Annotated in this window: 23 protein-coding genes; 13 read left to right on the top strand and 10 right to left on the bottom strand. The window is 64.1% G+C overall.

Going from position 1 to position 21,258, the window contains the following annotated elements:
* Window positions 1-37: 37 nt before the first annotated feature.
* The 4 genes from ACMZ6R_RS16255 to ACMZ6R_RS16240 all read right to left on the bottom strand — a co-directional run bounded on the left by ACMZ6R_RS16255 (window position 38) and on the right by ACMZ6R_RS16240 (window position 3,314).
* Window positions 38-439: a pyridoxamine 5'-phosphate oxidase family protein gene (locus ACMZ6R_RS16255; RefSeq protein WP_416113365.1), complete on the bottom strand. Its 402-nt coding sequence runs from the start codon at window positions 437-439 to the stop codon at window positions 38-40.
* 49 nt (window positions 440-488) lie between these two features.
* The gene (locus ACMZ6R_RS16250) at window positions 489-914 is read right to left on the bottom strand and encodes a MarR family winged helix-turn-helix transcriptional regulator (protein WP_416113363.1); all 426 of its coding nucleotides are present in this window, start codon (window positions 912-914) and stop codon (window positions 489-491) included.
* Window positions 915-1,015: 101 nt separating this feature from the next.
* On the bottom strand, window positions 1,016-1,573 hold the full coding sequence (locus ACMZ6R_RS16245) for a type I restriction enzyme HsdR N-terminal domain-containing protein (protein WP_416113361.1): 558 nt from the start codon (window positions 1,571-1,573) through the stop codon (window positions 1,016-1,018).
* Entirely contained in the window at window positions 1,566-3,314 is a 1,749-nt protein-coding gene (locus tag ACMZ6R_RS16240; RefSeq protein WP_416113359.1) for a hypothetical protein, read from the bottom strand. Before ACMZ6R_RS16240 ends, ACMZ6R_RS16245 begins: the two co-directional genes overlap by 8 nt.
* Before the next feature lie 170 nt (window positions 3,315-3,484).
* On the opposite strand from ACMZ6R_RS16240, the gene ACMZ6R_RS16235 reads away from it, so the two are divergent.
* From ACMZ6R_RS16235 to arfB, 4 genes are all read left to right on the top strand, one after another.
* A complete protein-coding gene (locus tag ACMZ6R_RS16235; protein WP_416113357.1) occupies window positions 3,485-4,948 on the top strand; it encodes a dynamin family protein in 1,464 nt (487 codons plus the stop codon).
* 62 nt (window positions 4,949-5,010) lie between these two features.
* The gene (locus ACMZ6R_RS16230) at window positions 5,011-6,156 is read left to right on the top strand and encodes a pyridoxal phosphate-dependent aminotransferase (RefSeq protein WP_416113355.1); all 1,146 of its coding nucleotides are present in this window, start codon (window positions 5,011-5,013) and stop codon (window positions 6,154-6,156) included.
* A 107-nt stretch (window positions 6,157-6,263) separates the two neighbouring features.
* Complete coding sequence (locus ACMZ6R_RS16225) at window positions 6,264-6,944, top strand: radical SAM protein (protein WP_416113353.1); 681 nt, start codon at window positions 6,264-6,266, stop codon at window positions 6,942-6,944.
* Between the two features lie 11 nt (window positions 6,945-6,955).
* Window positions 6,956-7,387, top strand: coding sequence for an alternative ribosome rescue aminoacyl-tRNA hydrolase ArfB (gene arfB / locus ACMZ6R_RS16220; protein ID WP_416113351.1), 432 nt, complete (start codon window positions 6,956-6,958; stop codon window positions 7,385-7,387).
* Between the two features lie 236 nt (window positions 7,388-7,623).
* On the opposite strand, the gene ACMZ6R_RS16215 is transcribed toward arfB, so the two are convergent.
* Complete coding sequence (locus ACMZ6R_RS16215) at window positions 7,624-7,878, bottom strand: hypothetical protein (protein WP_416113349.1); 255 nt, start codon at window positions 7,876-7,878, stop codon at window positions 7,624-7,626.
* Between the two features lie 224 nt (window positions 7,879-8,102).
* Between ACMZ6R_RS16215 and ACMZ6R_RS16210 the strand changes: the two genes are divergently transcribed.
* The 3 genes from ACMZ6R_RS16210 (at window position 8,103) to ACMZ6R_RS16200 (ending at window position 10,626) form a co-directional block, all read left to right on the top strand.
* Window positions 8,103-8,519: an SxtJ family membrane protein gene (locus ACMZ6R_RS16210; RefSeq protein ID WP_416113347.1), complete on the top strand. Its 417-nt coding sequence runs from the start codon at window positions 8,103-8,105 to the stop codon at window positions 8,517-8,519.
* An 80-nt stretch (window positions 8,520-8,599) separates the two neighbouring features.
* Window positions 8,600-8,749 (top strand): DUF5989 family protein, encoded by a 150-nt coding sequence (locus ACMZ6R_RS16205; protein ID WP_416113345.1) that lies wholly within the window; start codon window positions 8,600-8,602, stop codon window positions 8,747-8,749.
* Window positions 8,750-8,760: 11 nt separating this feature from the next.
* Window positions 8,761-10,626, top strand: a complete 1,866-nt coding sequence (locus ACMZ6R_RS16200; RefSeq protein ID WP_416113343.1) for a carbamoyltransferase — start codon at window positions 8,761-8,763, stop codon at window positions 10,624-10,626.
* Between the two features lie 208 nt (window positions 10,627-10,834).
* Here the strand turns inward: ACMZ6R_RS16200 and ACMZ6R_RS16195 are convergent, their stop codons facing one another.
* Complete coding sequence (locus tag ACMZ6R_RS16195; protein ID WP_416113341.1) at window positions 10,835-11,968, bottom strand: metal-dependent phosphohydrolase; 1,134 nt, start codon at window positions 11,966-11,968, stop codon at window positions 10,835-10,837.
* A 174-nt stretch (window positions 11,969-12,142) separates the two neighbouring features.
* On the opposite strand from ACMZ6R_RS16195, the gene ACMZ6R_RS16190 reads away from it, so the two are divergent.
* A complete protein-coding gene (locus tag ACMZ6R_RS16190; RefSeq protein WP_416113339.1) occupies window positions 12,143-12,532 on the top strand; it encodes a hypothetical protein in 390 nt (129 codons plus the stop codon).
* 49 nt (window positions 12,533-12,581) lie between these two features.
* Here ACMZ6R_RS16190 and ACMZ6R_RS16185 read toward each other — a convergent pair whose 3' ends face one another.
* Entirely contained in the window at window positions 12,582-12,914 is a 333-nt protein-coding gene (locus ACMZ6R_RS16185) for a zinc-ribbon domain-containing protein (protein WP_416113337.1), read from the bottom strand.
* A gap of 89 nt (window positions 12,915-13,003) precedes the next feature.
* On the opposite strand from ACMZ6R_RS16185, the gene ACMZ6R_RS16180 reads away from it, so the two are divergent.
* The gene (locus tag ACMZ6R_RS16180) at window positions 13,004-13,201 is read left to right on the top strand and encodes a ferredoxin (RefSeq protein WP_416113335.1); all 198 of its coding nucleotides are present in this window, start codon (window positions 13,004-13,006) and stop codon (window positions 13,199-13,201) included.
* A 24-nt stretch (window positions 13,202-13,225) separates the two neighbouring features.
* On the opposite strand, the gene ACMZ6R_RS16175 is transcribed toward ACMZ6R_RS16180, so the two are convergent.
* Genes ACMZ6R_RS16175 through ACMZ6R_RS16165 form a run of 3 tightly spaced genes read right to left on the bottom strand, consistent with a single transcriptional unit; the run spans window position 13,226 to window position 17,525 of the window.
* Complete coding sequence (locus tag ACMZ6R_RS16175; RefSeq protein WP_416113333.1) at window positions 13,226-14,629, bottom strand: sigma-54-dependent transcriptional regulator; 1,404 nt, start codon at window positions 14,627-14,629, stop codon at window positions 13,226-13,228.
* A 50-nt stretch (window positions 14,630-14,679) separates the two neighbouring features.
* Window positions 14,680-15,510: a hypothetical protein gene (locus ACMZ6R_RS16170; protein WP_416113331.1), complete on the bottom strand. Its 831-nt coding sequence runs from the start codon at window positions 15,508-15,510 to the stop codon at window positions 14,680-14,682.
* A complete protein-coding gene (locus ACMZ6R_RS16165) occupies window positions 15,453-17,525 on the bottom strand; it encodes an elongation factor G (RefSeq protein WP_416113329.1) in 2,073 nt (690 codons plus the stop codon). The genes ACMZ6R_RS16170 and ACMZ6R_RS16165 overlap by 58 nt, the downstream gene beginning before the upstream one ends.
* Before the next feature lie 415 nt (window positions 17,526-17,940).
* Here ACMZ6R_RS16165 and ACMZ6R_RS16160 point away from each other — a divergent pair, with 415 nt between their 5' ends.
* From ACMZ6R_RS16160 to ACMZ6R_RS16145, 4 genes are all read left to right on the top strand, one after another.
* The gene (locus tag ACMZ6R_RS16160; RefSeq protein WP_416113327.1) at window positions 17,941-18,936 is read left to right on the top strand and encodes a chromosome partitioning protein ParB; all 996 of its coding nucleotides are present in this window, start codon (window positions 17,941-17,943) and stop codon (window positions 18,934-18,936) included.
* Complete coding sequence (locus ACMZ6R_RS16155) at window positions 18,933-20,057, top strand: SPL family radical SAM protein (protein ID WP_416113325.1); 1,125 nt, start codon at window positions 18,933-18,935, stop codon at window positions 20,055-20,057. Before ACMZ6R_RS16160 ends, ACMZ6R_RS16155 begins: the two co-directional genes overlap by 4 nt.
* Window positions 20,030-20,506, top strand: coding sequence for a hypothetical protein (locus ACMZ6R_RS16150; RefSeq protein ID WP_416113323.1), 477 nt, complete (start codon window positions 20,030-20,032; stop codon window positions 20,504-20,506). The genes ACMZ6R_RS16155 and ACMZ6R_RS16150 overlap by 28 nt, the downstream gene beginning before the upstream one ends.
* A 160-nt stretch (window positions 20,507-20,666) precedes the next feature.
* The gene (locus ACMZ6R_RS16145) at window positions 20,667-21,140 is read left to right on the top strand and encodes a DUF3859 domain-containing protein (protein WP_416113321.1); all 474 of its coding nucleotides are present in this window, start codon (window positions 20,667-20,669) and stop codon (window positions 21,138-21,140) included.
* The last annotated feature ends 118 nt before the right edge of the window (window positions 21,141-21,258 follow it).

The following is a 21,258-nucleotide window of genomic DNA, read 5'->3' as shown; positions in this document are numbered from 1 at the left end:
CCCCCGGACCCCCACCCTCCCGAAAAACTTTACTGGATTAGAAAGTAAATGTTTTTGGGGGATTGCCGCTGAAGTCGAACAGGATGGCCCGGCCGTGGTCGATGCTGAAGGTCGTGAAGTCGGGGTTGTCTGCGGAGCCGTAGATGGAGCGGACCAGGGCGTTGCCGTCGATGATGCGTTTTTTGACCGCCGGATCGTCGTCGAGGACTGCGGTCCCAGCCAGCCGCAAGGTGACCATCTTTTCGCTGCAACAGGACAGCTCCAGCCGGTTGTCCGCTTTGAGCTGGGCATAGGTTTCCTTGCTCTTGGCCGTGCAGAACCACAGCCGGCCGTCCTGCTCGAACTGGAACTGGAAGGGCCGGACCCGGGCTGCGCCCTTGTCCGATGTGGCCAGGAACACGGTGGAATTGGCCTTGAGGAAATCGGTAACTTCACGCATAGGTTGCTCCTTTTTTTTTGTTCGATGTCGAACCATTTGGGGAAATTTTTTAGCCCAGGTTGTCCCGCACGGTTTCCAGACCGGCGACGAGCGCCTGCCGCCGGGCGTCGGCCATGCCGCCCCAGACCCGGGCCAGCAGGGCGGTCGACACGGCCTCGAAATCGCCGCGAAACGCCTCGCCCTTGTCCGTCAGGGCGACCAGGGTGACGCGGCTGTCGTCCGGGCTGCCCTGGCGGCGGACGTAGCCGGCCTCGTCGAGCTTGCGCACGAGCACGGTGACGGTGTTCTTGCGCCGTCCGATGGCCGTTGCCAGCGCGTTCATGGCCATCGGTCCCTGGTCGTAGAGCCGGACCAGAATCGCGCCGTGGGAGGGCACGATGCCCGGATGTCCCCGACGCGTCAGCTCGGCCACGATCCACTCGTGGGCACGCTCGCGGATATCGGCGATCAGGGCGATGACGTGGTCGGTGCGCATGGACGTCGAATAGTTCTACGTAGAACTATTGTCAACACAAAAACGGTCCTGACCGGGCGGGACATGTGTCCCGCCGGTTTCGGCCGTTGTGCCTGGGGGGCTTACTTGTGCGCCGTGGGCCGGCAGGCGCCCTGGCAGCAGCCGTCGGCGAGAAATTCGCTGTAGGCGAAGAGGATGCGCCGCTCCCTCGCCAGGGCGTCCTCGGGCAGGGCCGCAGCGGGGGCGTTTAGGGCCATGGCCTCCGTAAAGGACGGCAGGGCGCGCATGCCGTGGCCGAGTTCGCGGCCTGTGGCGGCTTCGAGCAGGACGGCGTCGTGGGTGTCGGTGACGGCGACCAGGGGCACGGGGCCACCCTGGTAGATACGGGCGGCGGCCAGGGCCTCGCGCACGTACGAGCCGGGTTCGCCGGAGCAGAAGATGATGAAAAGCAGTGGGTTGCCGTCCGCGTCCACGGCGAGCAGGTCCACCATGCGGGTGTAGTCCTTGCCCTCGATGGGGAAGCAGACGCCGACCTTGGGCTTCAGCCGGTCCCTGGGATAGCCTTTTTCCTCCACCAGGAGCTTGGCCAGGGCCTGCCGGAACTCTTCGTAGGACGTTTCGGCGACTTCCTCGCCGGTCAGGTAGTCGCGGATGACGTTGCCCAGCGATTCCTCATGCATGGCGAGCCTCCGTGGGCGTTTCGACCGTGAAAAGGCCCGGCCGGCGGCGATTGAGCGAGACGGTCCCGGTGCCAAGCGCGGCAAAGGCCAGGGCGGCGACGGTGAAAAGCGGTAGTCGGTGGCTGTCGTCGGGGATGACGACCACCGGCCTCACCGACGCCGTCACCTCGATGACGGTGCCGCCGTCCGGGGCTTGGGAAACGGGCCGCGCCCCCTCGAAGCGGTAATGGCCGCGCGCTTTCCAGGGCAGCCAGGGCAGACGGAGGCGCTGGCCGGGGATACCGGCCGGGATGATGGTGACGCTTCCTGGCGTCGCGGTCACGGGCAGGCGGGTGTCGCCGGCCAGGGCGGTGATGCGGTCCTTGTAGAAATCGGCAATGGAAAACGCGCCGTAGAAGTTGGGGTTCTCCGTCAGGTACGGCATGAGCTCCCGGTTGCGGCCGTAAAAGGTCAGGCAGGTGCAGGCGAGCAGGGCGTAAAGGGCCAGGGTCCGCAGCCGGGCGGCGGCTTTTGTCGGAAAGCGGCCCAAACGGTCGGCCACGAAAAAGATCAGGAAGTTGTAGGCGATAAAAAGGAACCGGAAGGGATAGATTTCGGCCGAGGACAGATGCAGCCAGTGGGAAACGGTGCGCCAGACCGTGCCCCAGCCAAGGACGAGAAAGATGCCGGCGCAAAGCAGGCAGGTTCCGTCGCGAAGCCGCCCGGGATCGTTCTTGCGCAGGCGCGCCAGGTATTCCGCCGCCAGCCAGGCGACAAGCAGCACAAAGGCCGCGCCGACCAGAAGCGAGCCGTCGTAAAAGGCCACGTTGTACTTGGAATAGGTCTCCGGGAACCGGAACATGGGGAAGACGGCGTCGGTCAAAAGTCCCCAGATGTCGGCCAGGGAGCCGTAGCCCCCGGCCGGGATGCGGCTCCAGCCGCCGTAGACCTTGGACACGGCGTAGGCCTTGGGCGAAACGAGCAGGGCCGTGCCCGTAAAAAAAAAGGCCGCCCGCCACAACACGTCGGCGCGTCGGGAGAGCAGGGCGTACAGCGCGACGAAAAGTCCCACGGCCATGCACAGCCACACGAAAAGGTGCAGCGCGCCCTGGTAGAAGATCCAGGCGGTCAGAAGCGACGCCCCGGCCCAGGCCAGCGGCCGAAAACGCCTGCCGACCAGCAGGGCGGCCAGCAGCGGCGTCAGGCACAGGCTGATCTGGGGGGAATAGCCGATGGCGAGATGCTGCACCAGCCAGGGATTGAAGAGAAAAAGGACCAGCAGCACGACCGCCTGCCCGGTGGCGAGGCCGAGCCTGTCCGCCAACAGGCGCACGCCGGCGATCGCGAGCAGGATGTGCAGCCCGAAATAGGCCTTCATGAAGGCCATGAAAGGCAGCACCCAGACCAGCGGCAGCAGGGGGGAAAGGCTGATGACCTCCGGGTTGGACCAGTAGGACAGGTCCTGCAGGGTGGAAAACCAGGTGATGTCCGTTGGGATGGCCAAAAACGACAGGGGCAGCCGGCCGAAAGAGCGCAGACTGTCGTAGAGGAAGTGGAAATAAAAAAGGTCCTTGCCCCAGTCCAGGATGCCCACGCGGTCGGAGAAGAGAAACGCGCCGTAGAAAAGATATGTCCCGGCCAGGGCCAGGGCCCAGTACAAAGCCGTGCCGGTCCCTGTCCATGCCGCCGGAACGCGCCTGGACGCGGCGTCCGGGCGGCGCGTGGCGGCCGGGGCGGCATATGGGGTTTCGGGTGTGGACATATCCTGGCTTCGTGCCCGGGGGCTCTCCGGGGATAGCGGCAATCTCCCGCCGGGGGCAAGGATTTTTCAGCGGGTTTCGGGCGGTTGGTTTCCCCCGGGGGACGCCGCCGTCTCGACGAAGCGCGAAGTTTAGGGTAGTTAGGGCCATTCTTTACATCGGCGGGGGGCGTATGGAAGACGGGCGACTGCGCGACAGGCTGGCCAGCCTCAAGGAACACCTGCAACTGGAAAATCCACTGCTGGTCGACGCGGTGGAGAGCTTCGGCAAGCTGGACAAGGTCTGCCGGGGCCTCGGGCTTCTCGGCAAAGACCAGTCCACCATCTCCCAGATCGCCTGGTGGCCGCTTATTTCCATACTGGGGCCGTTTTCCGCCGGCAAATCCACGTTTATCAACCACTACCTGGATATGCCGGTGCAGCAGACCGGCTCCCATGCCGTGGACGACAAGTTCACGGTCATCTGCTACAACGCCGCCGGCGAATCCCGGGTCCTGCCCGGCACGGCGCTCAACGCCGACCTGCGCTTTCCCTTCTACAAGATGAGCGAGGAATTGGAGAAGGTGGAGCCCGGCGAGGGCGGACGCATCGATTCCTACATCCGGCTCAAGACCAGCCCCAGCGACAAACTGCGCGGGCTCATCCTCATCGACTCCCCCGGCTTCGACGCCGACGCCCAGCGCACGGCGACCCTGCGCATCACCAATCACATCATGGACCTCTCCGATCTGGTGCTGGTCCTTTTTGACGCCCGCCGGCCCGAGCCCGGGGCCATGCGCGACACGCTGACCCACTTGGTCGCGGCCACTATCAACCGCCGCGACTCCAACAAATTTATCTACATTCTCAACCAGATGGATATCGCCGCCCGGGAGGACAACCCCGAGGAGGTGGTGGGGGCGTGGCAGCGGGCGTTGGCCCAGCAGGGGCTTACCGCCGGCAAGTTCTACCGCATCTATTCGCCTTCGGCCGCTATGCCCATCGACGACGCCGCCTTGCGGGCGCGGTTCGAGGCCAAGCGCGACGCGGATCTGGCCGCCATCCACAATCGCATGAACCAGGTGCGGGTGGAGCGGGCCTACCGTATCGTCGGCGACCTGGAGAAGCTGGCCCGGGAGGTGGAAGACCTGCGGGTGCCGGAAATCCGGGGCATGCTCATGCGCTGGCGCAAGGGAGCGCTGCGGCGCGATGCCCTGGTGTTCGGCGGGGTGGCGCTTGTCCTGGCGGCGCTGTACATTTTCACCGGCCATCCCTTCAGCAACGGCATCGTGCCGGACTGGCTCGGCTGGGTGTTTGACGAATCCTGGCGCTGGATGCCGTTTCTCCTTTTATGCCTGGGCGGCGGAAGCTGGCTGCATCATCTGGCCCGCAAATGGTCGACCGCGGCCGTGGCGCGGATGGTGGAAAAGGCCTATCCCTACGGTCCGGTGCGCGAGGGCCTCATGCGGGCCCTGGCGAAAAACACCGCGCCCTGGCGCTCGATCTACCATATGGAGCCGGCCGGCTGGGGCCAGAAGGCCCGCAAGACCCTGTCCTCGGTCATTACGGACAGCGAGAAATACGTCCAGTCGTTAAACGACCGCTACGCCCACCCTTCGGGGATGTGCCAGCCGGTCCCCGAATCCATGATCGACTGATTTTCCCCCGGGCGCGGCGACCCCTGCCGCCGCGCCCGATAATCCCCTACCGGACCGTAGCCATGAACCCCGCCTGCAAGGACATCACTTCGTTTCTCGTCATGGACATCCTGGAACGGGCCAATGCCATCGAGGCGGCCGGCCACCGGGTGATCCATCTGGAAATCGGCGAACCCGACTTCGACACGCCGGACTGCGTCAAGGAAGCCGCCATCAAGGCCGTTTCCGACGGCAAGACCCATTACACCCACAGCCTTGGCATTACGGAACTGCGCGAGGCCATCTGCCGCCTGTTCGCCGACGAATACGGCGTGCGCATCACCCCGGACCGCATCCTGGTCACCGGCGGCACCTCGCCGGCCATGCTGCTGGCCTTTGCCGCCCTGGCCCGGCCCGGGGCCAACATGCTGCTGACCGACCCGGCCTACGCCTGCTACCCCAACTTCCTGCGCTTCACCGGCCTCATTCCCCATTACGTGCCCGTGGCCGAGGAGGACGGCTTCCAGTTCACCCCGGAGTCCATCGCGGCCAACGTCTCCGGGATGACCGCCGGCATCCTGGTCAATTCGCCGGCCAATCCCACCGGCACCCTGCTCCCGGACGCCGCCATGGAGACGGCCTGCGCCACGGGGCTGCCCGTGGTGTCCGACGAGATCTACCACGGCCTGACCTACGGCGGCCGGGCTCGTTGTGCCCTGGAATTTTCCGAGGACGCGCTGGTCTTAAACGGCTTTTCCAAGCGTTTCGCCATGACCGGGCTGCGCCTGGGCTACCTTGTCGCGCCGTGTTCCATGATGGGGCTTTTGCAAAAGCTCCAGCAAAACCTTTTTATCTGTGCCTCTTCCGTGGCCCAGTGGGCCGGGTTGGCCGCCCTGTCGCCGGACGGGCTGGCCGCGGCCGAAACCATGCGCCAGACCTACGCCACGCGGCGCACGGCGCTGCTCTCCGGGCTTAAAAAGCTCGGCCTGTCCCCGCGCACCGAGCCCACGGGCGCGTTTTACGTGTTCGTGCGCGCCGACCACCTGCATCCGGATTCCCTGGCCCTGGCCTACGACATCCTGGACAAGGTCCATGTGGGCGTGACCCCGGGCATCGACTTCGGCCCCGGCGGGGAAGGGCACCTGCGCCTCTCCTACGCCAACTCCCTGGAAAATATCGAGGAAGGCCTGGAAAGGCTTGGCCGTTACATAAGCGACCACTGCGGCTGAGGCGCGGACGTCCTTCCGCAATCCGTTTTCCCCGTTCCCCCATGCCCTTGACGACCGGATGGCTGTCGGGGAAAGAAAAGGCAGCGCGACCGGGAAAGGCAACCACCGTGGAAGGACTGACCATCGGCGGCGTCACGCCGCTTTCGCCCCTCGATTATCCCGACGCCCTGGCGGCCGTGATCTACTGCCCGGGCGATCCCTGGGGCTGTCCCTTCAGCCACGCCCGTCCCGAGGCCGGCGGGGCCTTTGATCCGGCGGCGGTGCTGTCCTGGCTGGAAAGCCGGCGGGGGCAGGTGGACGCGGTCCTTTTTTCCGGGGGCGAACCGGCGCTTTTGGCCGGCATGGCCGAAACCCTGGCCGCCGCGCGGGATCTCGGCTTTTTGACGGGAATCCATACCACCGGGCTTTTCCCCGAGGCGCTGGCGTCCGTGCTGCCGGCCTGCGACTGGGTGGGGCTGGCCGTGATGGCGCCGCGCGCGGCTTATGAACGCCTGACCGGCGATGCCGGCAGCGGCGCGGCGGTGTTCGCCAGCCTGGATATGCTGCTGCGGGGCGCTATCCCGTTCGAGATCCGCACCACCTGGCATCCCGGGCTCCTGGACGAGGCGGGTCTGGCCGTCCTGGCCGGGGAATTGGCCACGGCCGGCGCGATCCGCTGGAGCCTGCAAATTTTTCACCCGGGACCGGCTCCCGAGGGCGGGGACATCCCCCCGCCGGCCTTTCCGGCGCGGCTGGTCAGCCGGCTTCAGGCCGCCGCCCCGCGTCTGACCATCGATGTGAGAACGTAAGGTATCCCCCCATGGACGCGCCCGATATTTTGCGCATCACGCCCGGCGTGACCATCCCGCTTTCCGAGCTGACGTTTACCGCCTCGCGCAGCAGCGGCCCCGGCGGACAGCACGTCAACAAGGTGAGCTCCCGCGTGACGCTCCTGTTCGACCTCGACGCTTCGCCGAGCCTGTCCCCGGCGGCCAAGGAGCGCCTCCGGGCCGCGCTTGGCGGACGCATCGGCAAGGACGGAGTGCTGCAGGTCAGTTCCCAGACCAGCCGCAGCCAGACCGCCAACAAGGAACTGGCCGTGGAACGGTTCGTCATGCTCCTGCGCGCTGCCCTGACGCCCAAGCCCCCCCGCCGCAAGACCCGCGCCACCCTGGCTTCGAAATTGCGCCGCCTGGAAACCAAAAAGCGCCACGGCGCGCGCAAGCGGGAACGTACCAAGATAGAAGAATAGAGGAGAGGGAAGAGGATGCGAGAGGGGAAACCCTTTTGCAAAGGGTTCTCCCCTCTCGCGCTCTCCCCTTCCTAAATTTTTTAATGGTTTTGGTTTGTTATTCTGCCTGGGGAGCCATTTCCTTTCTCGATGCCTTGGAAGAGGCCGCATCCACTCCCCTTGAAAAGTTTCCCCTCAGTCAGAAAAAAATAAGGCCCCAGCCGGAGCCGGGGCCTTGAGATCGCTTTAGCGGAGGGCTACGAAAAAAGTTTCAGCGCGGCGATTATCGCCACGGTGGCCGCCAAAAGCGCCCCCATGCGCACGGTCAGGTCGTTTTTTTGCTTGGCCAGTTCTGCCACTAAGCGAAGCTCAAGCTCCCGGAGGTCCTGCTTGGTGGCGAGTTCTCGCTTGGCCGCCTCATCCTGCTTTTCCAGAATGCCTATAAGCACCCCGGCGGCTTCTTCGCCCAGGGCCTTTTCCAGCTTTTTGGTGTCGTCGAACAGGAGCGTCATAGGGTTCCCATGGGGCCAGGAGGCGAGGAAGTCAAGACTGCTGGTTGGTAAAAATAAAGGAACAGTCCGGGGCTTATGTCACTCCGTGCAGTGCGGCTTCTTTTTTTCCGAACCACCACCCCGGCACTGCCTCCCTTGACGCTCACGCCCCCCCGGGCTAGGGAAATCTGTCCTGGCGGCCCGATCCGGCAGGACGCCAAAGCCCAATTCGGAGCGACCACCCCATGTCTTCATTGGAACAAACGCGTCAGAAGAAATCCTTCTGGCTGTCGGCCACGCGGGAACAGGCCAAGGATACGGGCATGGCCCTCGTCCTGATCAGCCTGATCGTCTTCTTCGTCACCAGGGAAATCCGCTACGCGACCATCGCCGCCTTGCTGCTGCTTTTGGATATGATCGCGCCGGCGCTTTACAAGCCCGTGGCCAAGCTGTGGTTCGGCCTGTCCGGTGTCATGGGCATGGTCATGTCCAAGGTGCTGCTTTCCCTCATATTCTACCTGGTGCTTACGCCCATGGGCGTCCTGCGTACCCTTGGCGGCAAGGACCCCATGCGGATGCGGCAGTTCGGCAAGGGCGAGGATTCGGTTTTCCGGGTCCGGGACCATACCTTTGTGGCGGCGGATATCGAACAGCCGTTTTGACGCCGGGCGCGCCATCGGCGAGAACCTTGCCGCCCCGACCGGACGCCGGTTGGCGCGTTGTGGCGGCTTGTGGAGGCTTCATGGAATTTCTGTGTGAACTTTGGGGATTTTTGCGGGTCCGGAAAAAATTCTGGCTGCTGCCCATCATTCTCGTGCTGCTGCTTTTCGGTGTCCTCGTCGTGCTGACCAGCGGCACGGCCGTGGCTCCTTTCATCTACACCCTGTTTTAACGGGTAGGTCCATGGCCGAATACATACTCGGGCTTTCCGCCTACTACCACGACAGCGCGGCCGCGCTTTTGCGCGACGGCGTCATCGTGGCCGCCGCCCATGAGGAACGCTTCACCCGCAAGAAGCACGACGCCTCCTTTCCGCGCAAAGCCGCCGCCTACGTGCTCGAGGAAGGCGGCGTCGGCCTGTCCGATCTGGCCGCGGTCGCCTTCTACGACAAGCCGTACCTCAAGTTCGAGCGGCTGATGGAGACGTACCACGGCTTCGCGCCGCGCGGCGTGGTGAGCTTCCTGGCGGCCATGCCGGTGTGGATCAAGGAAAAGCTCTTCATGAAAAAGATGTTGCGCGAGGAACTGGCCAGGCTCGGCCGGGGCAGGCCGCGCATCCTTTTCCCGGAGCACCACCTGTCCCACGCCGCCTCGGCCTTTTATCCCTCGCCCTTCGACGAGGCGGCGATCCTCACCATCGACGGCGTGGGCGAGTGGTCCACCACCACCATCGGCGTCGGGCGCGGCAAGGACATCACCTTCCTGCGCGAACTCGACTTCCCGCATTCCCTGGGACTGCTCTATTCCGCCTTCACCTACTACTGCGGCTTCAAGGTCAACTCCGGCGAATACAAGCTCATGGGGCTCGCTCCCTATGGCATCGCCGGTTCCGAGCGGGTGGAGACGTACAAGCAGAAGATCCTGGACGAACTGGTCGACCTGCGCCCCGACGGCTCCATGCTGCTCAACATGGCCTACTTCGACTACGCCACCGGGCTCACCATGTGCCGGGACGGCAAGTGGGAGCGGCTTTTCGGCCTGCCCAAGCGCGCCGGCGAGTCGGAACTGTCCCAGGAACACATGGACATGGCCCTGGCCATCCAGGAAGTCACCGAAGACGTGGTCATGCTTCTGGCCAAGACGGCCCGGGAGCTTTCGGGCTGCAAAAACCTGGTCATGGCCGGCGGCGTGGCGCTCAACTGCGTGGCCAACGGCAAGCTGTTGCGGGCCGGGGTGTTCGACGACATCTGGATTCAGCCGGCGGCCGGCGACGCCGGCGGGGCCCTCGGCGCGGCCCTGGCCGCCCACCACGTCTGGGCCGGTCACGAACGCGCGCCGCTGCCCGAAGGGGCCATGGACCGCATGGCCGGCTCGTACCTGGGACCGGAGTTCACCCGCCGCGACGCGCTGCGCGTCGCCTCGCGAAACGACGCCCCTTGCGACGCCTATGACGACTTCGACGCGCTTTGCGTCCGGGTCGCCGATCTGCTCGCCGACGGCAAGGTGGTCGGCTGGTTCCAGGGCCGCATGGAATACGGTCCCCGGGCCCTTGGCGGACGCAGCATCCTGGGCGATCCGCGAAACCCGGAGATGCAGAAAAAGCTCAACCTCAAGATCAAGTACCGCGAAGGATTTCGACCCTTTGCCCCCTCGGTCCTGGCCGAGGCGGTCTCCGAGTGCTTCGAGCAGGACCGGCCCTCGCCCTACATGCTGCTGGTGGCCCCGGTGGCCGAAAAGCTGCGCTTCGATCTGCCCGAGGGCTACTGGCAAAAGCCCATGTTCGACCGGCTTTACGTCGAGCGCTCCAAGCTTCCGGCCATCACCCACGTGGACTTTTCGGCGCGCATCCAGACCGTGCACGCGGCCACCAACCCGCGCTACCACAAGCTCATCAGCACGTTTAACGCCCGTCATGGCTGCCCGGTGGTGGTCAACACGAGCTTCAACGTGCGCGGCGAGCCCATCGTCTGCACGCCCTGGGACGCCTACCGCTGCTTCATGCGCACCGAGATGGATTACCTCGTGATCGGCGACTGCCTGTTCGACAAGGAAAAACAGCCCGAGTTCGCCGAATCCGGCGACTGGCGCGACGAATACGAGTTGGATTAGGTTAAGCAGGTTAAGAAGGAAGAGTGTGCGAGAGGGGGACCCTTTTTGAAAAAAGGGTCCCCCTCTCGCGCTCTCCCCTCCCAAAAACTTTTAATGGTGGCAGGATGATAGATATAACATTCTGTTATCGTTAAATGTCTTTGGAAAGGGGGCCTGGGGGGAGAACCTTTCTTCAGAAAGGTTTCCCCCCGGTCTTTTTTTTTATTCCTTAAACCGGCTTGACGATAGCGGCCACGGCGTCGGCCAGGGCCTTCTTGCCCGAGGCGCTGTAGACCGCGTAGAGTCCCATCATGGTGCCGTGGGCGAACACGTAGTTCCGGAACTGGTTGAAGGCCTTGGAGTTGGTGTCCGCGATGCCGTAGCGCTCCTTGGCCAATTCGCCGAGGGCCACGGTCGTCCATTTGCCCGCCGGCCCGGTCAGCACCCAGTCGTGGTCGCCCAGGTGGCATACGAATCCTTCCATGCGCCGGGGCAGGGGCAGCGTCTTGCCGTCCGGGCCGAGCAGTTCCGCCTTCACCGGGTCCACGCCGGCCAGGATCGAGGCTGCCGTGATCCAGCCCACCACATCGGCCTCGTCCTTGGCGTCGCCGGGATGGTTGTGGGCGCAGGCCTGGGCCACCACCATTTGCGGCGGCAGCCCGCGCACGATGGCTTCGGCCACGGAAAGCACGTGGTGTTCGCCCGTGCCGGCCAGGGTCTGCTCCTGGCGGGACGTGCCGTCGTCGGCCCAGGCGAAGACCCAGGGCTTGTGCAGGTCGTGGAGCATTTGGGCCACCACCGTCGTGTCGCGGTCGAGGGTCAGGCCGTAGTTTTTCACGTAGCCGTCGTAGATGCCAAGCGTATTGCGCATGTTGCCGGCGGTGTGCACGACCAGGCCGCCGGGAAAGGCGTGGTGGCTGGTATAACCGCTGCCCGGGGCGCTGCGGAAAGGCTGCACGGTCTTGGACGGATCGGCGACCGGGGGCAGCAAGCCGGTGACCGTCTGACCCTTCAGAAAGCCTTTGGCGGCCAGTTCCGCATGGACGGCGGCCCGGGTTTTGGGGTCGGCCAGGCGGTCGGCCAGGGTGGGGGCGGGGTTGTCGAGGATGGCCTGCACCTTTTGCCGCACGGCCGGGTCCTTGATGGACGCGGCTACTTCGAGCAGGTATTTCCAGTCCCGGTCGACAACGGCCGAGCTGTCGGCCATGGCCAGGGGCGTGAGCGCCAGGCAGGCCTCCAGGGCGATGGGCTGGGGTGGGGTTTGCCCGGCGGCCTTTCGGGGAACGGCGCCGGTAAAGGCGAGCATGCCGCAGGCGGCCGCGCCAAGCGCGAGAAATTTTCTGCGATCGAGTCCTGACTCCATGATAAAGCCTCCATGGTTTTCAGGCATTATCCACGCTTGTCGTTACCGTGGGGTAGACCCGGGGAGACGATTGGGCGACAAGGAGTCTGCGGGACTTGGCGGACGCTAAAGGAAAACGACCCGGTGCCGATGGGAACCGGGAAAGGGCGGCGACGGTCCGCTCGGGAGGCGCGCATGAAACGGCTCGTGGTGACGGCGCTCTTGCTGGCTTTCCTTGGCGTTGCGGGGGCTGCCCGGCCGGCCGCGGCGTTCAACGAAGAGGCTGTGCTGGCCTGCGCCTTCCGGCAGGCGCTGGCCATTTTGACCTGCAAGAACCCGAACAATTATGAATTTATCGGCGTGCGCGAGGGCGTCTACGTCTTCAATTCGTTTTTCGCCAAGGGATTCGCGGAATTTTATGTCCAGTTAAACGGCGACATGGCGATTTTTTCCAGCCGCGTCTGGCACGGCCGCATGTCCTCGGGACGTATCGTGCGCGACATGGCGGCCGGCTGCATCACTGTGGCCGTGGACCCCTTGCCCTGTTCCCGGACAACCGTGGCCCGCTGCTGCGGCAGTCCCTAAGACCTCGTGGCGCTGTCGGATAGGCGGCGGATCAGGGGCGCGCGGGGCGTTACAGCCGGCGCAGCCAGGCGGCCAGGGCGCAGATTCCCAGTATCGGATAGAGCGGCCAGAACATGCCCGAATAGAGATACCAGGCCACGCCGGCCGCGAGCAGAGTCCCGTAGGCGCAGGCCTCGAGGTAGGGACCAAGGCCCCTGCCGGTTTTGGTCCATCCCTGGAAATCGAGCAGCCTGGAGCCGGTCCTCCCGGCCTCGCCGCCGGGGCCCGTATCCCCGTCCGGACCGTTTGCGCCGGCTTGGTGGTCGGATTGGAGTTTGTGCCCGCAGACCGGGCAGTACCGTTCGGTGTCGGGGATATTGGCCCCGCATTTGTTGCATCGCATGTAAGTCCGCCGGCCTCCTGGTTTGACAGGATCGATCGCGAACATAAATGGAAAAGCCCTATCGCGCCACTGAAACCGAGGTACGTCTCATGGATACGCCTTTGCACGGCTACAGCGTCAATCCTGTCTGCTGCAATGGTTGCGGCGCTTGCGCCGCCATGGTCCCCGAGCTTTTCGAGATGGACGAGGCGGTGGAAAAGCCCGTCGTCCTTCTGGTCGAAGCTCCGGAGGAAGACATCGAACGGGCCATGGGCATCTGCCCCCACGATTGCATCGAGATGGACTGAACCGGGGAGGAAAGACGTGTCCGGCTAGACCCGGGTCGGCAGGTTGTACTTGCGGAAAAGGTCGTAGAGGCGCGATGGCGACAGGCCGCTTAAGCGCGAGGCCCGGGCCACGTTGCCGCCAGCGGCCGTGAGCAGGTCTTCCAGATAGCTCTGTTCGGCCGCGTCCAGGGCCTGCCGGCGATACTCTTTCCAGGGCGGCACGGCGGCCGCGTGTTGCTCCTCCTGGTGGGGCGGCCCGGCCGGTTCGGCCGCGCCCCTGGCGTTGAGCACCTGGATGCGGATTTCGTCGGGCAGGTGCTTGGGATAAAGCACCGGCTCGGTGCGATGCTGCAAGAGCACCCTTTCCATGGTGCTGCAAAGTTCCCGCACGTTGCCCGGCCAGCTGTAAGCGGTCAGGGCCTGGAAAAATTCCTCGGCAAAGCCCTTGGTCGGCAGGCGGTAGCGCTCACACAGCCGGTTCATGTAGTGGATGGCCAGGGGCTTTATGTCCTCGACGCGGCTGCGCAGCGGCGGCAGCGTGATGATGATGGTGCGCAGCCTGTAGAGCAGGTCCTCGCGGAAGACGCCGCCGGCGGCCATGACTCCGAGGTCCCGGTTGGTGGCGGCCAGCAGCCGGAAATCGCTTTGCAGCTCGTTTTTGGAGCCGACAGGCCGGAACCGCCCGTCTTGCAATACGCGCAGAAACGTTTTTTGGATGCCGAGCGAAAGTTCGCCGATCTCGTCGAGGAAAAGCGTGCCCCCGTCGGCCAGCTTGAAAAGTCCGTCGCGGTCCCGGTCCGCTCCGGTAAAGGCGCCCTTGACGTGGCCGAACAGCACGCTTTCCACCAGCGTCTCGGGCAGGGCGGCGCAGTCCACCACCACAAAGTTATTGTTGCCGCGCTGGGAATTGGCGTGGATGGCCCGGGCGAAAAGCTCCTTGCCCGTGCCCGTCTCGCCCGTGACCAGTACCGAGGCGTCGGAATCGGCCGCCTGGGCCACCATGTCCAGACAGGCCTCCATGGCCGGTCCCACGCCGATGATGGCCTCGCGCTTGAGCACCGCCCGGGGCCGTCTCGCCGCCTTCTGGGCCCGGTATTCCAGCGCCCGGGTCAGGGGCAGGGTGACGCGGTTGGGCGTCAGCGGCTTCTGGATGTAGTCCCAGGCCCCGGACTTGATGGCCAGCGCCGCGCCCTCGGGGTCCTCCTGGCCGGTGACGATGATGATCTCGGGCGTGCTCGGCGCGCTGCGCAGCTCGGCCATCATGTCCAGCCCATAGCCGTCCGGCAGCCGCAAATCGAGCAGCACCACGTCGAACCGGCCATGCACCAGGGCCCGCCGGCCCTCGTCCAGCGACCCGGCCCAGGTGAAGGCATGGCCGAGCCGGCGCATCAGCGCCCCGATCGTCTCCTTGAGGATGGCGTCGTCGTCTATAAGAAGAATGTGAGCCATATTTTATTGAAAGTGAATATATTGTATAAACTATAGAAGCGTTGTAGGTTTTATTGCTTGGTTTTGTAAGATAATTTGACTTCAATTAAGTTGTAAAGGAAAGTAAAAAATTTTGTTTTTACAAAAAAAAGATTGAGAATGCTAGAAATGAGAGCAGCTATCACCGTTGATATGAGTACTACAAGATCAGTGGTTGGTTTGTCTTTTTGTTTGTTTATGAAGTCTATATTTTTCACGCCAAAAATTCTTCCATTAATTGAATCTTCTGTCAAATTGCTTCCGAGGTCGAGGATTGTTAATTGAAACTCAAAATTATCTCCTGGGTTCAATAGCATCGGAATTATCTGTACAGCGCCTTCCGAAACTTCAATTTTTGGGGATAGTTGTTTTGGTTTCTTATGCAAAATCTCTGGTAAAGAGACAATATTCCCATCGATTTTCATGTTTAGTGGAGAAGAGAAGTCTTCTTTCCGAATGGGGGTGTTTCCATTGTTTTCGATAGAAATATCAACTATCGAAAGTGATTTTATGTCGTTTCCTCTGTATTTTAACTCTAAGCCATCCATTCTATCTTTGTTGATAGATATAAGTGTTTTGGTGGAATTTAATATCAAAGATAAAGACCTGTTTTCTCTTTGCCATAAATACCAAACAAATGTTGTTCCTGCTATAGTTAGAATAACCACGAGCACTTGCGTCGTAATGTTTTTAGCGATGTCTTTCATGCTTGATGGTAGATAATAAAAGGGATTTTGGCTAATTGATAAGGTTGATTTGTGCACAGGGTGTAGGGGAACTATTGTTCCCCTACACCCTTGTTGTATTACGCTTCCTTCTTCTTGCTCTCCGCTACCACCTTTTCGGCGATGGGCGGCGGGCATTCCTCGTAGTGGTCGAAGGCCATGGTGAACGCGCCCTGGCCGCCGGTGGTGGAGCTCAAGGTCTTGGCGTATTCCTGCATTTCGGCCATGGGCACGTGGGCCTGGATTTCGGTGATGCCGCCGGTGGAATCCGAGCCCAGCACCTTGCCGCGGCGGCTGGAGAGGTCGCCGATGATGTCGCCCATGTATTCGTCCGGGCAGCTGACCGACACCAGCACGATGGGTTCGAGCAGCGAGATCTTGAGCTTTTCGCAGGCGGACTTGAACGCGATGGACCCCGCGATTTTAAACGCCATTTCCGACGAGTCCACGGTGTGGAAGGTGCCGTCGTAGAGCGTCACCTTGAAGTCCACCATGGGGTAGCCGGCGATGGAGCCGCGCCTGGCCGATTCCTGCACGCCCTTGTCCACGGCCGGGATGTACTGGCGCGGGATGGCCCCGCCCACGATGGCGTCCACGAATGCGTAGCCGCCGCCGCGCGGCTGGCCTTCCATGCGGATCCAGCAGTCGCCGAACTGGCCCCGGCCGCCGGTCTGCTTCTTGTGCCGGCCCTGGACCTCGACCTTGCCCTTGACCGACTCGCGGTAGGGGATTTTCGGCGCTTTGAGCACCGGGCTCACCTTGAACCGGCGTCTGGCCTTTTCCACGGCGTTTTCCAGATGGGTCTGGCCCATGCCGGAAAGCAGGATGTCGCCGGTTTCCTCGTCGCGGGTGATGGACAGCGTGATGTCCTCGTCGAGGAGCTTGGACATGGCCGCGAACACCTTGTCCTCGTCGCCTTTTTCGGCCGGGGCCAGGGCGTAGGAGATCATGGGCGGCGGCAGGACCGGCGCTTCGATGGTCACGGGCTTTTTGGGGTCGCAAAGCGTGTTGCCGGTGGCGGTGTCTTTCAGCTTGGCCAGGGCCACGATGGCCCCGGGGCCGGCCGGTTCCTTGGAGATGGCGGTTTCCTTGCCGAGCGGCAGAAGAATTTGCCCGGCCCGCTCCAGGGTGTCGGTGGCCGGATTTTGCAGATCCATGTTGGTGGTGAGCGTGCCCGTGAGCACCCGCGTCATGGACAGCTGGCCGGCAAAGGGGTCGAAGAGCGTCTTGAACACGAAGCCGACCACCGGGCCGGATTCGGACACGGGAATTTCCGTGCCGTCGGCGGTGACGATGGTTTTGCCACCGCCGGCGCTTTCCATGGGCCCGGGCAGGAAGTTCTGAACAGCGGCCAGCAGGCGTTCGCCGCCCATGTTCTTGAGGGCCGAGCCGCAGCATACCGGGCACAGCTGGCCCGAGAGCGTGGCCATGTGCACGGTGGCGAGCAGTTCCTCGGTGGAAATCTCCTCGCCTTCGAGGTAGCGTTCCATGAGCTGCTCGTCGGCCACGGCGATTTCCTCGACCATGGTCTCGCGCAGCGTCTCCACTTCCTCGGCCATGTCGTCGGGGATGACGGTTTCGGTGGTGCCGCCCTGGCCGTCGAACAGGTAGGCCTTGCCTTCCAGGACGTTTATGACGCCCTTGAAATCTTCCTTGGCCCCGATGGGCAGGTTCTGGACGTAGGTCTTGACGCCGAGCTTTTCGCGGATGCCGGAAAGGGCCATGTCGAAATCGGCCCGGTCGCGGTCCATCTTGTTGATGAAAAAGATGGCGGGCAGGCCGAGCTTGACCACCTCGCCCCAAAGTTTCCTGGTCAGCGGCTTGACGCCGTCCACGGCATCGACCACAAACACCACGCCGTCAACCGCCTTGAGCAGGAAGGGCAGGTCGCCGTTGAAGCTGCCGTCGCCCGGGACGTCCAGGAGAAAATGCCGGTTCTTGTTGAACTGGTAGCTGGCCAGGCCGGGCTGGGTGCTGCCCCGGCGCTTGACTTCCTCGGGCTCGTAGTCGAGCGCCGTGGTGCCTTCCTCGATCTTGCCCAGGCGCGCCACAGCTCCGGCCGTGAAGAGGAGCATTTCGGCCACCGAGGTTTTGCCGCATCCACCATGGCCGATCAGGGCATAGGTGCGTTGGCTGGCAAGGTTTTCCGACATTCCCTTCTCCCTTGTTGACGCGTTCGGTAACTCCCGGGAGGCCGACAGGGGTCGGATGGCCCGGGTTGTCCCGGGTTCCACCCCGGGTTTTCCGGGGCCCCCTCCCAGGTTCCCTCAGACGCTCGACACGCCCGCGCGCCGCATGCGGCAGGGCGGACGCAGGGTTGTCACGATGGCGCGGTCGTCGCGGGATTTGCCCGACGGCGAGCCGCTATGCGGTATCGCATGCCGCCCTTGGGCGCGGCCGGGTGACGTTTTCATAAGGAAGAGAAAGACCGGTCAGGAAATCCGGGCTTTTGAGGCCCTTGGCTTTTTCCCGAGTTTGGGCATAGTGGGGCAGGGGTCACCCCCTTGTCAAGACGCCAACATCTTGAAATCATAAACTCTACGGAAAAACCGTAATAAAAACGACACCGTGCAGCCACTCTTTTTACACCCGCGCGACCTGGATATCGATGCGCCGCATCTTTTTTGGGCCGCCCCGCCGGACGCGGCGCTTGTGACGTCCCTGGAACGCTTTGGCCAGATGACGCCCGCCCTGGTCCTCGACGAGGGCGGCCGGCCGGTGCTGGCCGCCGGCTCGCGCCGGGCGGCGGCGCTTCGCGCGATCAGGGGGCGCACCCTGGCCGCCATGGCCCTTGCGCCGCAGGACATGGAGCCCGGGCTGGCCGAACTTTCCCCGGCACTGCGCCTGGGCGTGCTCTACCTCGGCTCCAACATCGGCCGCGCCGTGACCGACGCCATGCTCGTCGCGGCCGCGCGCTATTTCACGGCCCATGGCTCGGTGGACGATTTCATGGCCCTGGCCGGACCGCCGCTCTTCGGCGAGGGCGATGGTCGGGCCAGGCAGGTGCTGCGCTGGCTTTCGCTGCCGGACGCCTTGGACGCGCTTTTGGCGGCGGGCAACGTGCCGCTCGGCTGCGCCGCGACGCTGGCCGCCTGCGACGCCGACACCCTGGCCGCGCTGACGCCGCTTCTGGCCGCCATGCACTGGTCGCGGGGGACGCTTACAAACGCGCTTTCCTTTCTGACCGAGGCGGCCGTGCTTTCGGGCGAGACGCCGGGGGCGCTCCTTTTGCGTTGCGGCGTGCTGGACCTGCCGCAGCGCGGCCTTTCCCCCAACGATCTGGCGGCCGGGGTGCTGGCCGGGCTGCGCCGCCTGCGCTACCCCGCCACCACCACCCTGGAGGCCCGTTTCGCCGCCCTGTCCCGGGCGCTGACCCCGGGCGGCAGCCGGGTGCGTTTAAAACCCAGCCAGGGCTTCGAGGCCGACGCCGTCACGGTGGAGGTGGTGGTGCGCTCCCCGGCCGAGATGGCAAGGGCCGGAGCCGATCTGGCCGCCATGGCCGCCTCGCCGGGGTTGCCGGGGCTCTTGACGGTGGCCCGGGCCGACGACGGGGACGCGGCGTGAGCCCCTCTCCCTGGGACATCACCTGCCTGGCCGTGGACGCCGCCGTCGCCGGCACGGCCATGGCCGCCCGGGCGCGGGCCAATCTGCCGGACGCGGCCAAGGTGGTCCTGGCACCGGGCGAGGCGCTCCCCGAAGCGCCGGACGGCGGCCGGGTGCTGCACATAAAGGCCCACAAGGGGCGGTTTTTGCGGCCCTGCCCGGCCACGCGCAACTACCGCTGCTGCGGCTACCAGATCGTGCACATCGGCGAGAACTGCCCCATGGACTGCTCGTACTGCATCCTGCGGGCCTATTTCCGCGACCGCACCCTCACCGCCTTCGCCAACACCGAGGCCATGTTCGACGAGCTGGGCCGCGCCTTCGGCCACGACCGCACGCGGCGTTTCCGGGTCGGCACCGGCCAGTTCGCCGATTCGCTGGCCCTCGAGTCCATCACCGGCCACACCCGGGAGCTGCTGGCCTTTCTGGCCGACTTCGACAACGTGGTGCTGGAACTCAAATCCAAGACCGTGGACCTCGGCTGGATGGAGGCCGACCCCAGGCCCGACCGGGTGCTGCCGGCCTGGTCGTTTAACGCGCCGGACATCGTGGCCGGCCAGGAGCGCGACACCGCGCCCCTGGAAGCCCGTCTGGCCGCAGCCCGGACCTGCGTGGCGGCCGGGTTTCGCGTCTGCCTGCACTTCGATCCCATTTGCTTCTATCCGGGCTGGGAAGCGGGCTACGGCGCGGCCGTGGACATGATTTTCGACTATCTGCGTCCGGCGGACATTGCCTACATGAGCCTGGGCTCGTTTCGCTGCCTGCCCGAGCTGCCAAGACGGCTCGCCGATGAGGGCCGCGCCGTACCGGCCTACATGATCGGGGAGTTTTCGCTTGGCGCGGACGGCAAAAAACGGCTTCTGCGGCCGCTTCGGGTGCGCCAGTTCCGGTTTATGGCCGACAGGCTGGCCAGGAACGGCTTTTCCCGGGGCCTGTATTTCTGTATGGAATCCGACGAGGTCTGGCGTGAGGTTTTCGGGCGCACCACCCGGAGCCTGGGCGGGCTTTACGCCCATCTGCTCGATGCGGCCTACAACCGCGAAGGAGAGCCTGCATGCTCGTCGATTACGCGGAAACCCTGACCCGGCTGGAAATGGGGCTTGGCCGGCACTATGCCGCCGTGCCTTCCATCCTCAACGTGCCGGGCGTGTCGGCGGCGCTCAAACTCGACCCGTTTTACTATCTGGCGCTGCGGCCGCTTTTTTGCGAACTGCTCGGCAAATGGGCCGGCGTGCCGCCGTCGCGGGTTGTGGAGACCCTCGCCCGCACGGGCAATCTGGTGCTCGGGCCCGACCGCGCGCGCTATCCCCGGCCGCTGGTCGTTTTCGAGGAGGGGACCGGCGTGGCGCTGCGGCTGTTGGCGGATTTCGTGCCGGCGGAGTGTATCGACCGGGCCGTTACGGTGTATGGACAGGAACCCGGGCCGCTGCCCGTATCGGGACTGCGGCTGGCCATGGAACAGAAACCGGCTCTGGACGCCTTTTTCGCGGGCACGACCCCGCTGGCCGACCTGGCTTTCGGCACGCCGTGAACGGCCGGCGCGGCGGCTATGTGGCGTGCCCGCCGCGTCATGCGCATTTTTGCCGAGGCAACGCAGGACGGGCCGGCCTCCCTTGACACCGGCCGTCCGAGGGGTCATGTGGGCCATTATTAAGAACATGCGGCCGGGGTGAGGCCGTGGAGGGACACGCGTGAAACGTTTGCTTGCGATATTGCCGATCTTGTGCCTGCTTCTGGCTTCCTGCTCCTCGACGCTGAATTTCTTCGGCTTCGGCAGCAAGGAAGAAAAGCCAAAGGAGCCGACCATCGTTTTAGTGGATTACGGCATTTACGATGCGAACGGGGCGCTCACGACCGCAACCAATTCCGTGCCGCGCAAACTCGGCATGACATTCGGCCTGCGCTTTAAGACGCTCAAGCCCGAAGGCGGCACATCCAAGGTCAAGATCATCACCGCCTCGCCGGGCATCATCGACCCGGCCCAGAACAAGGTGGTTTTCAATACCGAGACCACCGTCGACGTGGTAACGGGCAAGGAATACAACTGCACCTTCACCTTCGAGAAGGAATGGGAGATGGCCAGCGGCGACTGGACGTTCACCGCCGTGGCCGAAGACGGCTCCTCCATCAAGAAGACCTTCCAGATCTTCAATCCACAGCAATAACACGGACCGCGACAGCGGTTCGAAGTTGTGCGAAAAGAATAATGCGAGAGGGGAACCCTTTTTTCAAAAAGGGTTCCCCTCTCGCGCTCTCCCCTCCCCAAAACTTTTGCTCCTGGCG

Source organism: Solidesulfovibrio sp. C21, assembly GCF_047785625.1.
GTDB lineage: Bacteria > Desulfobacterota > Desulfovibrionia > Desulfovibrionales > Desulfovibrionaceae > Solidesulfovibrio.
This window is presented reverse-complemented; position numbering and strand designations above follow the sequence as displayed.

Excerpts from the sequence above, each read along its gene's own strand:
- ACMZ6R_RS16235 (WP_416113357.1), top strand. The coding sequence starts at position 3,485 with ATGGAAGACGGGCGACTGCGCGACAGGCTGGCCAGCCTCAAGGAACAC.
- ACMZ6R_RS16170 (WP_416113331.1), bottom strand. The coding sequence starts at position 15,510 with ATGCCCGCCGCCCATCGCCGAAAAGGTGGTAGCGGAGAGCAAGAAGAA.
- ACMZ6R_RS16195 (WP_416113341.1), bottom strand. The coding sequence starts at position 11,968 with ATGGAGTCAGGACTCGATCGCAGAAAATTTCTCGCGCTTGGCGCGGCC.
- ACMZ6R_RS16165 (WP_416113329.1), bottom strand. The coding sequence starts at position 17,525 with ATGTCGGAAAACCTTGCCAGCCAACGCACCTATGCCCTGATCGGCCAT.
- ACMZ6R_RS16255 (WP_416113365.1), bottom strand. The coding sequence starts at position 439 with ATGCGTGAAGTTACCGATTTCCTCAAGGCCAATTCCACCGTGTTCCTG.
- ACMZ6R_RS16205 (WP_416113345.1), top strand. The coding sequence starts at position 8,600 with ATGGAATTTCTGTGTGAACTTTGGGGATTTTTGCGGGTCCGGAAAAAA.
- ACMZ6R_RS16245 (WP_416113361.1), bottom strand. The coding sequence starts at position 1,573 with ATGCATGAGGAATCGCTGGGCAACGTCATCCGCGACTACCTGACCGGC.
- ACMZ6R_RS16175 (WP_416113333.1), bottom strand. The coding sequence starts at position 14,629 with ATGGCTCACATTCTTCTTATAGACGACGACGCCATCCTCAAGGAGACG.
- ACMZ6R_RS16210 (WP_416113347.1), top strand. The coding sequence starts at position 8,103 with ATGTCTTCATTGGAACAAACGCGTCAGAAGAAATCCTTCTGGCTGTCG.
- ACMZ6R_RS16230 (WP_416113355.1), top strand. The coding sequence starts at position 5,011 with ATGAACCCCGCCTGCAAGGACATCACTTCGTTTCTCGTCATGGACATC.
- ACMZ6R_RS16150 (WP_416113323.1), top strand. The coding sequence starts at position 20,030 with ATGCTCGTCGATTACGCGGAAACCCTGACCCGGCTGGAAATGGGGCTT.
- ACMZ6R_RS16190 (WP_416113339.1), top strand. The coding sequence starts at position 12,143 with ATGAAACGGCTCGTGGTGACGGCGCTCTTGCTGGCTTTCCTTGGCGTT.
- ACMZ6R_RS16240 (WP_416113359.1), bottom strand. The coding sequence starts at position 3,314 with ATGTCCACACCCGAAACCCCATATGCCGCCCCGGCCGCCACGCGCCGC.
- ACMZ6R_RS16185 (WP_416113337.1), bottom strand. The coding sequence starts at position 12,914 with ATGCGATGCAACAAATGCGGGGCCAATATCCCCGACACCGAACGGTAC.
- ACMZ6R_RS16180 (WP_416113335.1), top strand. The coding sequence starts at position 13,004 with ATGGATACGCCTTTGCACGGCTACAGCGTCAATCCTGTCTGCTGCAAT.
- ACMZ6R_RS16250 (WP_416113363.1), bottom strand. The coding sequence starts at position 914 with ATGCGCACCGACCACGTCATCGCCCTGATCGCCGATATCCGCGAGCGT.
- ACMZ6R_RS16215 (WP_416113349.1), bottom strand. The coding sequence starts at position 7,878 with ATGACGCTCCTGTTCGACGACACCAAAAAGCTGGAAAAGGCCCTGGGC.
- ACMZ6R_RS16200 (WP_416113343.1), top strand. The coding sequence starts at position 8,761 with ATGGCCGAATACATACTCGGGCTTTCCGCCTACTACCACGACAGCGCG.
- arfB (WP_416113351.1), top strand. The coding sequence starts at position 6,956 with ATGGACGCGCCCGATATTTTGCGCATCACGCCCGGCGTGACCATCCCG.